A 12,498-nucleotide genomic window follows, 5' to 3' on the forward strand; every position below is an offset into this window, starting at 1 on the left:
ATTGATTACCGAAAAGCTTCCATCAATTTCTGCTATTACATCAGTTCCCACTGGCTCGAAAACACCGTTTTTCTGCAAATAGTCGCCTGTTACACGGAGTTCTGCCCGATTATTTACTTTTACATCCCCTTCTGCAGTAAAGTCTCCTTCAAAGTTTACCTTCTTGCCTTCACTTATTGTCATTTTATTTATTACAGTGTCTGCTCCGGCTGTAATATCAACATTACTGCATATGACCGCGTTCAGATTTGCTGGAACCTTAAGCTTATTACTGTTTTCCATATACAATGCGTTTATGCCAGTACCTGATTTTACACAGAGAGTCTGTTCGCTATCACCGATAAGATATAACTTGTTAAAGTATACGCCTCCATTCTTATCCGTACTGTGAGTCACATTCCCTTTTATTTTCCATTTCGCAGCATTGAGCTGTGTACTGGATGTTGAGTTATACAGAAAATTTCCACCAATACTTACTGTTATAGTTTCGTCGTTATTCCAGATAACCCCACTATTGACTACTGAAAAATCTCCGTCAATTTGTACTTCTGCGTCTATACCTACTGGTTCAAATCCGTTAGCCTGCTGAATATAGTTTCCTGATACAGTCAGTTTTCCCTCATTCTCAATAATTACCGGAATTTTTGAAAGGACATTTCCTTCTACCGTAACCTTCGCACCATTCTTAATCCTGACTTCTGTATAAAGGTCATCTCGCGAAAAAACAGCAGCATCAATTGTCGTATCTTCTGTTACAGTATATGGCCCTTTACTGGCAGCAATAACTGTTACCATCTTTCCAGGAAATGCAACAAAAATAAACGCTGCAAGCATCATAAACAGCATTGCCCTAAGTGCACTAAATCCCTGTGCTGTGCTACTAAAATTACCTCTTTGTCCTGTGGATTTTCCCTTCAGACTAATACTTTCCTCATTTTCCTGACATCTGGCAGCTGCATTCAGATCTGCTGAAGCTGCATAAGACGTCTGTACAAGTAACCCCTTCGAACTCATACTTTACCTCCATCATAAAACAACAATGTTCACCGGTACCCCAAAATGCAGAATCCCATAAACAATCGTACGCTCTGACAATAGCACTGTCAATTATGTAATCACAATTTTATAATAAAAAAAACAGCACCTCAAAACTAAGATGCTGCCTCTACTTTTTCATATACAATTATTCGATTTTTATCTTAGATTATCCATAAATACTTTTATCATTTTTTCCTGATATTCTCCACTATATTTTCCATCTAAAAACTTAGGAATGCCACTACATACTTATACCAATGCTTGATGAATACAGTTCTTGGACTTTCCATTAATATAAGTTATCTGGCTACAACCTTAAAAAAAGAAACGGATAAAACTTTTACAGCATATGTTAATTCAAAAAGGCTGGTATTACTGACATTTTCTCAGAGATACTATCAGTAAAGACAAATCATTAGGTTCTGTCCGCACGGATCATTGAATGCCAGACTTCATCACAGATACCGCAGTTGTTTTTCCCTGCAGCTCTAAGGATTCCCTCCTGCTTCATTCCGACCTTATCCATTACGCGGCCTGATTTCGGGTTGTTTATATCATGACAGGCAGCAATTCGGTTAAGCCCTACCTCATCAAAAAGATAATCCATAACTGCTTTCAATACTTCAGGCATAAGGCCTCTACCCCAGAAGGCTTTTCCCATGCAGTAGCCCATATCAGCGGCTTCTGTATTTTCGTTTAAGTGCACAACTGATATATTGCCGATAACGCTGCCTGTTTCCTTAAGCTCTATTGCCCAGTTAAAATAACCGCCATCCTCATATTTCGATACCCAGTCACTTACAAGAGCTTTTGTGGTTTCAACACTGGTATGAGTAGCCCATGTCAGATACTTTGTAACCTCAGAATCAAAGGCCCAGTTGTTAAACATATCCTCTGCGTCCTCTACTTTAAATCTTCGAAGGATCAGCCTTGGCGTCTCAATTGTTTTTGTTCCAATCTTATTCATACCTACCTCCCCACTTACCACATAGCGCGGCTTTTTTAATAAATCATAATATTCTAAAAGCAGGAAAGTGTCCAGTACTCTGGCCTGTTGATTTTGCTTTACCCGGAAACCGGATAAATTCACTTTGGCATTTTAAGTCTTCATATTGTATGATTTTATATGATTCATATATAAATTAACTATGACCTGTAAACAATACAACTTCAGCAGGTTCAAATAACAAAAGGAGATGATGCATAAATGGTTAAATTTAGCGAGATTGAATACAAGCGCCCGGATGTTGAGGCGCTTAAAAAAGCAGTCGAAGATGCTACTGCAAAGATTCTCGAAGCCAAGAGCTATCAGGAGGTTAAAGACGCGTATTATTCTCTGCAGGAGCGCGAGCAGGCAGATGAAACAATGTACACTCTTGCTTATGTGCGCAATACCATCAATATGAAGGATGAGTTTTACGAAGGTGAAGTCAGATGGCTTCAGGAAGCCTTTGCCAATACTATCCCTCAGTACAACGCTTTTCAGAAGACCCTTACACAGTCGAAATTCAGACCCGAGTTTGAGGTTGAATTTGGCGCTCAGCTCCTTAGAAAGCTGGATGCTTCTTTAATGACCAGCGATGAAAAGATCATTCCTGAGACAATACGCTGCGAACAGCTTGGTCAGGAATACAGCAAGACAACTGCTGAGGCAGTGACAGATTTCAGAGGAGAGGAATGTAATTTTTACGGACTCCTTAAGCACATGCAGAGCACAGACCGTGCAGAGCGCAAGGAAGCCTTTGAAGCCTGGGCTGCACTTTATGAAAAGATCAGTCCTAAGCTTGAGGAACAATATGGAGAAATGGTAAAGCTTCGTACCGAAATGGCTCATAAAATGGGCTTTAAAAGCTTTACTGATATGGCCTATATCAGCAGAAACCGCTTTGATTACAAACAGGAAGATGCAGCAAAATTCCGTCAGCAGGTAAGAGAGATTATAACCCCCGCTGTTGCAAAGATCCGCAAGGCACAGCAGGAGAAGCTTGGCATTGATAAGCTTTACTATTATGATGAAGAGCTGAATTACCCTGATGGCAATGCAGCACCCATCGGAACTGTAAAGGAGCTGGTGGACAAAGCACAGAAAATGTACCGCGAGATGAGTGCCGAGACCGGAGAATTCTTTGATTTCATGAAGGAGTTCGAGCTCTTTGACTTAGAGACAAGACCCGGTAAGCGTATGGGCGGATATATGACATCCATGCCTCTTTTCAAGGCTCCCTTCATATTCAGTAATTTCAACGGAACCTCAGCAGATGTAGATGTCCTTACCCACGAGGCAGGTCATGCATTTCAGGGCTATCTTGCCATGAGATCAATTAAGGTGGATGCACTCCGCGGCTCAACAGCTGAGATTAACGAGATACATTCCATGTCCATGGAACATTTTGCATATCCCTGGATGGAGCTGTTCTTTGGTGAAAATACAGAAAAGTATATTACTTCCCATCTCATGGGAGCGCTCTGTACTATCCCCTATCTGGTAAGCGTTGATGAATTCCAGCATGAGGTTTATGCACATCCTGAATACACAGCTGCTGACTGGAAAAGAACCTGGCACGAGATCGAACAGAAATACATGCCTTGGCGTGATTATGACGGAAATGAATTTTTGGAGGCCGGTGGATTCTGGATGCAGAAGCAGCACATATTCCTCTATCCTTTCTACTATATTGAATATGCTATGTCTCAGATTTGTGCTCTCCAGTATTATGGTCGCATGAAAGAGGACAGAAAGGCAGCCTGGGAGGATTACCTTAGCCTTTGCCGCGCAGGCGGAACCAAAGGATACCTTGAACTTCTGAAAATCGGAAACCTCCTAAGTCCTTTTGAAGATGGAACAGTTGAGAAAAGTACAAGTCACGTAATCGAAGAACTAGAAAAACGTTACATGGAATAAAATCAGAAAACAAAAAAGACCGTTCAGCCAATCGACTGAACGGTCTTTTCTAATGAGACACGTGGGAATCGAACCCACCTAATCTTTTTTAAGAAATCCAGTAAGGAAGGAGCTTCCCGCACATCGGTCGTGTCTTAAGGTAATCAATTTGGTAATCAATCCATACTAAGTTTTTGCTCTATCTCTTCTGGCGAAGGAAGCAGATTTGACAACTCATATTCGGATATTCCTATTGGCTCATTTGAAGTACTTACAGAATATTTCGCAAGAATATTATTCTTACTCTTACATATAATTAATCCGATTGTCTTGTTATCTCCTTCTCTTCTAATTAAATCATCAGCTATTGCAACATAAGTTGCTGTTTGACCTATATCGCTGGCTTTAAATGCTTTTACCTTAACTTCAACGACAACATAACAGTGTAGCCATAAGTGGTAAAACAAAAGATCGATATATTCCTCCGTTCCATCTATTGGTAACGGATACTCCCTTCCCACGAAAGCAAACCCTTTACCCAATTCCAGAAGAAATTTAATAACATTTTCTACCAATGCATCTTTTAATTGCTTTTCATCATAATCTTCCCGGATTGCAAGAAAATCAAAATTATATGGATCTTTTGTCATTTCTTGAGCAAGATCACTCTGTGGTGCAGGTAAAGCATACTCAAAATTCGATATTGCTTTTCCCTGTCTTGCAAATAAATCAGTATCCAAAAAGTTTTCAAGAACTGCTCTGGACCAGTTGTTTTGGATTGTTTTTCTTACAAAGAAACTTGCTTTTTCGCTATCACCCTTGCATCGATCTATAATTACTCGATGATGCCCCCACGGAACGCCAAACAATTCATCCAAAGATAATTCTCCCACAAGTTGTGGGAAATTGTTGTCTTTCGCTTTTCCCACAACTTGTGGGAAATTTGTTGTTGAATATAAATTATAAAACTTAACCATATACCGAAGATTAGAACTCGCAAAGCCTTTAATTCCGGGAAGCTTTTTCTTTAAATCCTTACTTAAAGTCTCATAAAAACCACTTCCATATTTCTTTTCAGCTTCAAGGGAAACAATGTCCTTTCCGAGGCTCCAATAAAAAGCTATCAGTTCTTTATTTACCGAAACGGCAGCTTTAATCTGACTATTCTTATATCTTACGCTAATATTCTCAATCCATTTGTAATATTCATCATCTGCTACTATAGTATTTTTAATTGAATTATTATTTTTCATAATTTACTCACTCATCATAGGGCTCAACTAACTGTCATGCAGACATCCCACATCAACCATTTTCAGTTATTCGCCTTCCCTGACATAAAGGACCTCCCCATTATTGATATCATTTATAATAAGTCCTGAATATGTATTCCCTGTCTTGAAATACAATAAATCATAAGATTGGCTAAAATTATCAAAAGAATACAGATTCTCTGCAAATTGCCTATACTCTTTCGAATTCAGACATTTATACCTTGTCTGATTTCCAAAAATTGCAAGATCTATATCTGAATCTTCGGTACAACGTTCATCTATACTTGATCCAAATAGAATAATCTTATCAATAAAACTACACTTCTTAGCTGAATCAACAATATTACTAATATATTTATGCTTTATGTCAGCAACATTGACTGTTCTATTGTCCAATGTCATTTCAGTTACTTTACACATAAATCATCTCCGTCAAAATACTAAAACACAAAAATATATTAAAGAATAATGTACGCTCTTAGTATCTTTAATGTTACACTCCTCTAGACAAAAACGGAATATCCTTTTGTCGGAAAAGCCGAAAGTGAAAAGCCGAAAGGAGAATAATAATATTAAACAGCTAGTAAAAACACGTTGTAGACGCTGCGGCAAAGAACTCTATACACTGGCAAATCCTATCAATGGCAGCTTAGAAACCATGCATAAATATCAAGGTATTTGCAGAGACTGCATTAGCAATAAGGAAAATTTGGAAATGCTAATGGATATAGGCAAAGACATCCAAGCAAAGTATCTATCCGGTAATCGATTTTATTGAAGGTTTGCCCAAATGTAAGCTGTTCACTTTTTGTGAGCAGCCTTCATTTTTTATGAAATTTTAGGGAGTTGCATCAAGAAGCTCTTCAAAGCGACATCCCAACGCGCGAGTTACCAAAATGATGTCAGTGAGTCGTGGCTCACTTTTGTTATTTTCACATTTCATAATTCGTTGCCTATTGGCATCAACCAACATAAGGTCATCGAATGGCTCCATTCCTTCAGCTCGTATCATGGCAGCGGCTAAATCTCGCTGTGTCATCCCGCGTTTTCTGCGCTGTCTTCGTAATAATATAGAAAATGACATATATTATACCGCCTTTCATATATTTAAAAGGTATTAGAAGCGTCATATATAATATGGAAATTTCGTGGATAATACATATTAAAGAAGAAAATAACTGGAGGTATTTATAATGCTTACATATTTTAGAGGAATAATATACACTGCCATAATCGCGGTCGATCCCGATATTTCAGCCGACAAGCTAAACGACATAACATCAGCAGTTATGCATATGGATCCGCATAAGGCTATTGATAATGGCCGTGTCATGGATAATATATGTCAGCCGTGGAATTGTAAGAGGGATAGTAAATCATGACTCTGCGAAATTGTATTTGGTATACTGGTCTCTGGCTCTATGCTTTTGTACTTGTAATAATTCATACGGTATTCCCATATATAGCACAGTCCGTTGAGAAATCCTTTACTATAAAAGAGTATTGGTTTTGGCTTACAGCTATCTTTATTCCAGTGAAAGTCACATATACAAATTTCAAACGACATAAAAGAGGGTTCAATGATTTTGGGTTTAAAGATGCTTTAGGTATCAACATTACTCAGAACAATTACTCTAATGAAAGGTACCACGCCATGTATCCGTCAGTATCCCCCGAGCTAATCTCGAAGGCACCCAGAAATCTTGGCCTTGGAAAAACTGGTAAGAGCTATATATCTTCTCCGATAAAGCAGGATGGAGCAAACATCTTTACCATAGGAAACATTGGATCTGGCAAAAGCGTCATGTTACTAAACTTCTTATATTTAAACTTTTACAACATGATTCAATCCAAAAAAGAATCCTACTTAAACTGGGCACTGATAGATATTAAGGGAGAATTATACCAGAAGCTTTTAGGAATTTCAGAAAAAGATTATTTTGTTGGCTGCAATCCCATTGTACATGTTGTTCAACCTTCAAATCGTAAAAGCTATGGTTGGGATGTTTTCTATAGAATGCATAGAACTGACCGCCCTGTAACCGAAACGGATAGGTTAAAAGCAGTAACAGACATAGCGGATGCTCTTGTCTGTAAGGATGGAGACAAGCCATGCAGTATACGAGTGCTACAGAAAGATGTGTAAATCTCTTGGTATACAGACTCAGGAAGGAATCATCCGTGGTCCTCATGCTTTCCGTAGAAATGCCTGCACTGACTTTATCAACGAGTCGGGTGGAGATGCTTATATGGCTTCCATGATCTTCGGTAACAGCCCTCAGACTATCAATCAGAACTACTTCACTTCTTCAAATATGAGGACTGCTCGTGAGACATTAAACAAGAGAAAACGCGGGCAGAAAAATGGTAATCATAACAAGCGTTTGGTAATCAATTTTTTTGACAATAAAAAAATCTGAGACGCAGATATTATCTACATCTCAGACCCATTAAGCTAATGAGACACGTGGGAATCGAACCCACGACAACTTGATTAAAAGTCAAGTGCTCTACCAACTGAGCTAGTATCTCATATATATGAACTGCCTTAGCAGTGATATATCAAAAACTGGGCTAGCGGGATTCGAACCCACGAGTGCAGCAGTCAAAGTGCTGTGCCTTACCGCTTGGCGATAGCCCATCATACACAGCAGATGTGCTTACTTAATGATAACCCGAATTAAGTCATTTTTAAATATCGAATTACCGCCCTAAATAAAAAAGGGTGGATAGTGGGACTCGAACCCACGGTCTCCAGAACCACAATCTGGCGCGCTAACCAACTGCGCCATACCCACCATATAGATAAGACTAAGATCAAGTCTTAGTCTTAAATGTGCCCGAAGGGATTCGAACCCCCGACCCACGGCTTAGAAGGCCGTTGCTCTATCCAGCTGAGCTACGGACACATAATCGCAACTCATAGCGACATCTACAGATTATATATGAGAGATCATATGCTGTCAATAATAAATTTTAAATTTTTCAAAAAACTTTTATTAAGCTTTTAAAAAGCCAGTAACCGAGCGCTATACAGCCGATTTAAACAGAGACTCTAACTTTGGGTTCGAGGTTCTCTTTTGTTAAGCGCCAGTGGCGCTCATCTTTGCCGCCGACCTCTGCTTAGCAACGACCGGAACGAAGTGAAGACCCGGCAGGCGAGATACGAACCCTGGAGTCGAGGTCTCCCCCGCTTACAAAAATGCTCCTCTGAAGTAATTCCAAAAGCGGGTGATGGGTTGCTGCGTGCCAGTGGCACGCGTTTAGCAACGACCGGAACGAAGTGAAGACCCGGCAGGCGAGATACGAACCCTGGAGTCGAGGTCTCCCCCGCTTACAAAAATACTCCTCTGAAGTAATTCCAAAAGCGGGTGATGGGTTGCTGCGTGCCGGTGGCACGCGTTTAGCAACGACCGTTGCTAGAGGTCCGGGGGACCTCTGCTCAGCAACGACCGGAACGGAGTGTAGACACGAAGCGGAGACTCGAACCCTGGGTTCGAGGTCTCCCCCGCTTACAAAAATACTCCTCAGGATAAATCCTGAGGAGTATTTTGTAAGCGGGTGATGGGAATCGAACCCACGTATCCAGCTTGGAAGGCTGGTGTTCTACCATTGAACTACACCCGCATGTCTTATTTTGCGTTACTGCTAATCGGGGTGACAGGATTCGAACCTGCGACCTCCTGGTCCCAAACCAGGCGCTCTACCAAGCTAAGCCACACCCCGTCTTGGAAGCGTTCTGTTTACTACCGGACCCGCAACGCAAGAAGAATTATATAATGATTTTCACCACATTGTCAACACTATTTCTAAAATTTTTTTATTATTTTTTTTAAAATCTGCTGTCGCCCAGTAACCATGCGGATTTTCACCCACTAAATCTCTCTGATTTTTATAAAATATCAAGATATTTTATCTCGTAGGTAAGCTCTCCCTCATCATCAATAGTAAGAATCAGATAAGAAGGTTTTCTTCCCTCCTGCCTCGGATATGAAAGACTCCCGGGATTAAAAACATATATTCCGTCAATTTCCGCTGCCACAGGCTTATGTGTATGTCCATAAATCACCACATCTGCCCCGCGTACCAGAGCCTCTCGTCTGATGTCAGTACTTCCCATATTTACAAGATATCTGTGTCCGTGAGTAACGAAAAATCTGTGGGGCCACACTTCAAATTCCTGCTCATCCGGGAGGTTACTGAAAAAGTCATTATTTCCCTTAACGATCCTCATAGGAGCTGTACTGAGCTGCTGCATCTGAGTTTCAGAGCCTTCTGTATCTCCGCAGTGAATTATGAGATTAACATCTTTTTCTAAATCCAATACTCTGTAAAAATTCTCGTCCTTGCGATGTGTATCGCTTACTACCAATATCTTATGCATTAAAAATTTCCTTCAGCTTTTCTTCCATCATTCTAAGAGCCTTACCTCTGTGGCTAACAGCATTTTTCTCCTCAGGAAGGAGCTCTGCGGAGGTCTTTCCATACTCGGGCAGGAAAAATATCGGATCGTATCCAAATCCGTTCTCTCCGGCTATTTCATAGCCAATTCTACCCTCCATGGTACCTCTTACCACAATCTCCTCACCTCCGGGAAGACAAGCAGCTATAGCGCACACGAATCTGGCTGAGCGCTTTTCATCAGGAACATCTTTAAGCTTATCAAGAATGATCGCATTTTTCTCAGGATAAGGTGTCTCTCTGCCAAGATAGCGGGCAGAGTAAATTCCGGGTTCTTTGTTCAGAAAATCAATTTCAAGACCGGAATCATCGGCAAGAACTATTGCATCCTTGCAGTGCTCATGAACAGCCCTTGCTTTTATCATGGCATTTTCCTCAAAGGTAGAACCATCTTCGACGATATCAATATCGATGCCCGCATCCTTCATGGAAACAATATCCTCTGTAAAGCCTCCGAGTATCTGACGAATTTCACGCATTTTATCATTATTGCCAGTTGCAAATACTATTCTCATAATCTCCTCCGTAAAATAACATTCTCTTTACTGATTTCCGTTTATAATGCCCTGCAAAGCATCAGGTTCTTCATTTTCGATAGTAGGATTTATTATCTGAAAAGAAGCCTTTATACCGTCTACGATTCCTGTAGCACAATTCTCTATATAAGAATCCTGTCCAAAGCGCTTGCTGTCATCAGGGCTGTTTATATTTCCTATTGAAACAAACGCTGATGGAATAACAGCGTTCATTATTCTATCGTTATCACGGGGCACTTCTTCAAGCCCCAGGGCATTGGCCGATGCTGCCTGAGCAGTACATCTTTCCATAGTATCTGCGAATTTGATATTACCAAATTCTCTTATAAAAAACTGCCCGTTATAAAATGTACGAATTCCTGCATCCTCCGCATTGGTGTCCTGTGTACCCACCTGAACATACAGATCTGCAGCAGAATCTGCAATTAAAGACTCGATATCCTCAGTAGTTACAGCATCATCAGACTGTCTTGTGTAGAAAACCTTAATGGACTCATCATTGTCCATTATCTTCTTTATATATGGAATAAGTTTTAATCCTATATCATCCACAGGATCTATAACCACAACATTTTCATATACGCCTTCGGGGGTATTAAAAGAAACTGTTATTTCAGAATCTCCAAGCTCCGTCGCATTTTCATATAGTCCGTCCAAACTGAATTCAAGGCAAACATTACCACTGTCATTTAATGGTTTGCAGGTAGCACCTGTTATCATTGTAAGATCGGAAATAATACTGTTTTGATGATAAAACTCCGGATTTCTTCCTTTAATAAAAAGAAGAAATTTGTGCTCTGAATGCTTTTCTTCAAAGGTTATAAGATCCGAGCTCACACCTGCTTCAAGTGGAATAACAAGCGTTCCTTCACCTTTTCCTCCTGCAGGCGGGCTTATTTTCAGTTCAAAAGATTCTGTGCTTACCACTGCCCGTGTCTCTTCCTGAGTGGCTTCTGCAATAAGAATGCTTTTGGTGGCCGCTCTGTAGAACATAATTCCAAATGATATGATTGCAAAAATAGCTGTATAAATAGCAGTCTTTTTTAATCTGTTATCAATCAATTCTGTCACCCTTAGTTTCATTTCTTCTGGGAGGCTTAGGTCCCATATACTGATAAAAATATGTCTTAATCATACCGTTATATATCTTACGGTTTTTATCTGCCTTTCGTCCTATATCGCGCTCTGCCTTCTCATAGGCTGTAATGAGATACATGGACCATGAATCAAGGGCCTTGTACCGCTCTCCAAGCGTTCTGTAAAGCGCAGGAAGTTCAGCCTCCTCACCGATTCTCTCACCATAGGGCGGATTTGTGATGATGAAGCCGTATTTTTTCCTGTGACTAAGATCTGCCACGTCTCTTGCCTGAAAATGGATAAGCTTATCCACTCCTGCCTTCTGTGCATTGATTCTGGCAATTTCAATAACATCCGGATCTATATCATAACCCTGAATATCAGTCTCAATATCCATGTTTATCTCTTCTGCACACTCTTCCCGCACATCACGCCAATTATCAGGTGTTATGATATGAGTCCAGTTTTCAGCCGTAAAATGTCTATGCATACCGGGCGCTATTCCTGCCGCTATCATGGCAGCCTCTATAGGGAAGGTTCCACTTCCGCAAAAGGGATCAAGCAGGATTCTGTCGGCTCTCCAGGGTGTAAGCATCAAAAGGGCTGCCGCAAGATTCTCAGCAATCGGAGCCTTGGCTTCAAGCTTACGATATCCTCTCTTATGAAGGGAATCTCCTGTGGTATCAAGTGCTACCGTAACCTCATCCTTTAAAAGGAAAACTCTTACAGGAAAGCTTTCGCCGCTTTCTTCAAAACGTCTGATATGATAAATATCTGAAAGCCTGTCAACCATGGCCCTTTTCATGATGGACTGAATGTCCGAGGGGCTAAAAAGCTTGCTCTTTACACTACTTGCCTTCTTTACCCAGAACTTACCATCCTTAGGGACGAATTCCTCCCAGGGAAGCGCCTTGGTTCCCTGGAAAAGCTCTTCAAAGGTAGTTGCACGGAATGAGCCAACCTTTATAAGAACTCTCTCTGCAGTTCTAAGTCCGATATTTGCACGAACTACCGCATCCGGATCTCCCGCAAAGGTAACTCTTCCGTCCGAAACCTCCACTATCTCATAACCGAGGTTTATAATTTCTTTTTTTAAAACTGCCTCCAGCCCAAAATGGCACGGAGCAATAAGATCAAATCTCTGCATTATCAATCTCTTTCATAAAACATAAAAATATATACAATCCGTAATATGATACAATAAAAATCCGTAGTTTGTCTAATTTCAAAA

14 protein-coding genes and 6 tRNA genes are annotated in these 12,498 nt (G+C 40.5%); 5 read left to right on the forward strand and 15 right to left on the reverse strand.

Annotated elements, in window-relative coordinates:
* On the reverse strand, window positions 1–1,014 hold a 1,014-nt coding region (locus G608_RS21435), incomplete at its 3' end, for a hypothetical protein (protein WP_035795873.1).
* Between the two features lie 439 nt (window positions 1,015–1,453).
* Complete coding sequence (locus tag G608_RS0115070; protein ID WP_026496713.1) at window positions 1,454–2,005, reverse strand: GNAT family N-acetyltransferase; 552 nt, start codon at window positions 2,003–2,005, stop codon at window positions 1,454–1,456.
* Between the two features lie 240 nt (window positions 2,006–2,245).
* Between G608_RS0115070 and G608_RS0115075 the strand changes: the two genes are divergently transcribed.
* Window positions 2,246–3,940 (forward strand): M3 family oligoendopeptidase, encoded by a 1,695-nt coding sequence (locus G608_RS0115075; protein WP_026496714.1) that lies wholly within the window; start codon window positions 2,246–2,248, stop codon window positions 3,938–3,940.
* A 155-nt stretch (window positions 3,941–4,095) separates the two neighbouring features.
* On the opposite strand, the gene G608_RS0115080 is transcribed toward G608_RS0115075, so the two are convergent.
* Window positions 4,096–5,172, reverse strand: coding sequence for a PDDEXK nuclease domain-containing protein (locus G608_RS0115080; protein ID WP_051209404.1), 1,077 nt, complete (start codon window positions 5,170–5,172; stop codon window positions 4,096–4,098).
* A gap of 66 nt (window positions 5,173–5,238) precedes the next feature.
* On the reverse strand, window positions 5,239–5,613 hold the full coding sequence (locus G608_RS0115085) for a nucleotidyltransferase domain-containing protein (protein ID WP_026496716.1): 375 nt from the start codon (window positions 5,611–5,613) through the stop codon (window positions 5,239–5,241).
* A gap of 70 nt (window positions 5,614–5,683) precedes the next feature.
* On the opposite strand from G608_RS0115085, the gene G608_RS24615 reads away from it, so the two are divergent.
* Window positions 5,684–5,971, forward strand: a complete 288-nt coding sequence (locus tag G608_RS24615) for a DUF2688 domain-containing protein (protein ID WP_442852231.1) — start codon at window positions 5,684–5,686, stop codon at window positions 5,969–5,971.
* Window positions 5,972–6,031: 60 nt separating this feature from the next.
* On the opposite strand, the gene G608_RS24620 is transcribed toward G608_RS24615, so the two are convergent.
* Complete coding sequence (locus tag G608_RS24620) at window positions 6,032–6,277, reverse strand: helix-turn-helix domain-containing protein (RefSeq protein ID WP_026496717.1); 246 nt, start codon at window positions 6,275–6,277, stop codon at window positions 6,032–6,034.
* Between the two features lie 109 nt (window positions 6,278–6,386).
* On the opposite strand from G608_RS24620, the gene G608_RS0115095 reads away from it, so the two are divergent.
* The 3 genes from G608_RS0115095 to G608_RS21440 are packed head-to-tail and all read left to right on the forward strand — an operon-like array spanning window position 6,387 to window position 7,613.
* Entirely contained in the window at window positions 6,387–6,575 is a 189-nt protein-coding gene (locus G608_RS0115095; protein ID WP_026496718.1) for a hypothetical protein, read from the forward strand.
* On the forward strand, window positions 6,572–7,339 hold the full coding sequence (locus G608_RS0115100; protein WP_026496719.1) for a hypothetical protein: 768 nt from the start codon (window positions 6,572–6,574) through the stop codon (window positions 7,337–7,339). Before G608_RS0115095 ends, G608_RS0115100 begins: the two co-directional genes overlap by 4 nt.
* Complete coding sequence (locus tag G608_RS21440) at window positions 7,293–7,613, forward strand: hypothetical protein (protein ID WP_196810218.1); 321 nt, start codon at window positions 7,293–7,295, stop codon at window positions 7,611–7,613. Before G608_RS0115100 ends, G608_RS21440 begins: the two co-directional genes overlap by 47 nt.
* Before the next feature lie 39 nt (window positions 7,614–7,652).
* Here G608_RS21440 and G608_RS0115110 read toward each other — a convergent pair.
* From G608_RS0115110 to G608_RS0115160, 10 genes are all read right to left on the reverse strand, one after another.
* A tRNA-Lys gene (locus tag G608_RS0115110) sits at window positions 7,653–7,725 on the reverse strand.
* A 37-nt stretch (window positions 7,726–7,762) separates the two neighbouring features.
* Window positions 7,763–7,834, reverse strand: a tRNA-Gln gene (locus G608_RS0115115).
* A gap of 83 nt (window positions 7,835–7,917) precedes the next feature.
* Window positions 7,918–7,991: transfer RNA gene (locus G608_RS0115120), tRNA-His, on the reverse strand.
* 37 nt (window positions 7,992–8,028) lie between these two features.
* Window positions 8,029–8,102: transfer RNA gene (locus G608_RS0115125), tRNA-Arg, on the reverse strand.
* A gap of 647 nt (window positions 8,103–8,749) precedes the next feature.
* Window positions 8,750–8,820, reverse strand: a tRNA-Gly gene (locus G608_RS0115130).
* Window positions 8,821–8,845: 25 nt separating this feature from the next.
* Window positions 8,846–8,919, reverse strand: a tRNA-Pro gene (locus G608_RS0115135).
* Between the two features lie 166 nt (window positions 8,920–9,085).
* Window positions 9,086–9,577, reverse strand: coding sequence for a metallophosphoesterase (locus G608_RS0115145; protein ID WP_026496720.1), 492 nt, complete (start codon window positions 9,575–9,577; stop codon window positions 9,086–9,088).
* Window positions 9,570–10,169: an XTP/dITP diphosphatase gene (locus tag G608_RS0115150; RefSeq protein WP_035795876.1), complete on the reverse strand. Its 600-nt coding sequence runs from the start codon at window positions 10,167–10,169 to the stop codon at window positions 9,570–9,572. The genes G608_RS0115145 and G608_RS0115150 overlap by 8 nt, the downstream gene beginning before the upstream one ends.
* A gap of 27 nt (window positions 10,170–10,196) precedes the next feature.
* Window positions 10,197–11,273: an N-acetylmuramoyl-L-alanine amidase gene (locus tag G608_RS0115155; RefSeq protein ID WP_081677452.1), complete on the reverse strand. Its 1,077-nt coding sequence runs from the start codon at window positions 11,271–11,273 to the stop codon at window positions 10,197–10,199.
* Window positions 11,245–12,414, reverse strand: coding sequence for a THUMP domain-containing class I SAM-dependent RNA methyltransferase (locus G608_RS0115160; protein ID WP_026496723.1), 1,170 nt, complete (start codon window positions 12,412–12,414; stop codon window positions 11,245–11,247). Before G608_RS0115160 ends, G608_RS0115155 begins: the two co-directional genes overlap by 29 nt.
* Between the last annotated feature and the right edge of the window lie 84 nt (window positions 12,415–12,498).

This window comes from Butyrivibrio sp. WCD3002 (assembly GCF_000424265.1).
GTDB lineage: Bacteria > Bacillota > Clostridia > Lachnospirales > Lachnospiraceae > Butyrivibrio.

What these genes read in the sequence shown, in the direction of transcription:
- G608_RS0115160 (WP_026496723.1), bottom strand. Translation starts at nt 12,414, where the DNA reads ATGCAGAGATTTGATCTTATTGCTCCGTGCCATTTTGGGCTGGAGGCA.
- G608_RS0115155 (WP_081677452.1), bottom strand. Translation starts at nt 11,273, where the DNA reads ATGAAACTAAGGGTGACAGAATTGATTGATAACAGATTAAAAAAGACT.
- G608_RS21440 (WP_196810218.1), top strand. Translation starts at nt 7,293, where the DNA reads ATGGAGACAAGCCATGCAGTATACGAGTGCTACAGAAAGATGTGTAAA.
- G608_RS0115095 (WP_026496718.1), top strand. Translation starts at nt 6,387, where the DNA reads ATGCTTACATATTTTAGAGGAATAATATACACTGCCATAATCGCGGTC.
- G608_RS0115100 (WP_026496719.1), top strand. Translation starts at nt 6,572, where the DNA reads ATGACTCTGCGAAATTGTATTTGGTATACTGGTCTCTGGCTCTATGCT.
- G608_RS0115075 (WP_026496714.1), top strand. Translation starts at nt 2,246, where the DNA reads ATGGTTAAATTTAGCGAGATTGAATACAAGCGCCCGGATGTTGAGGCG.
- G608_RS24615 (WP_442852231.1), top strand. Translation starts at nt 5,684, where the DNA reads ATGTTACACTCCTCTAGACAAAAACGGAATATCCTTTTGTCGGAAAAG.
- G608_RS0115085 (WP_026496716.1), bottom strand. Translation starts at nt 5,613, where the DNA reads ATGTGTAAAGTAACTGAAATGACATTGGACAATAGAACAGTCAATGTT.
- G608_RS0115080 (WP_051209404.1), bottom strand. Translation starts at nt 5,172, where the DNA reads ATGAAAAATAATAATTCAATTAAAAATACTATAGTAGCAGATGATGAA.
- G608_RS24620 (WP_026496717.1), bottom strand. Translation starts at nt 6,277, where the DNA reads ATGTCATTTTCTATATTATTACGAAGACAGCGCAGAAAACGCGGGATG.
- G608_RS0115150 (WP_035795876.1), bottom strand. Translation starts at nt 10,169, where the DNA reads ATGAGAATAGTATTTGCAACTGGCAATAATGATAAAATGCGTGAAATT.
- G608_RS0115070 (WP_026496713.1), bottom strand. Translation starts at nt 2,005, where the DNA reads ATGAATAAGATTGGAACAAAAACAATTGAGACGCCAAGGCTGATCCTT.
- G608_RS0115145 (WP_026496720.1), bottom strand. Translation starts at nt 9,577, where the DNA reads ATGCATAAGATATTGGTAGTAAGCGATACACATCGCAAGGACGAGAAT.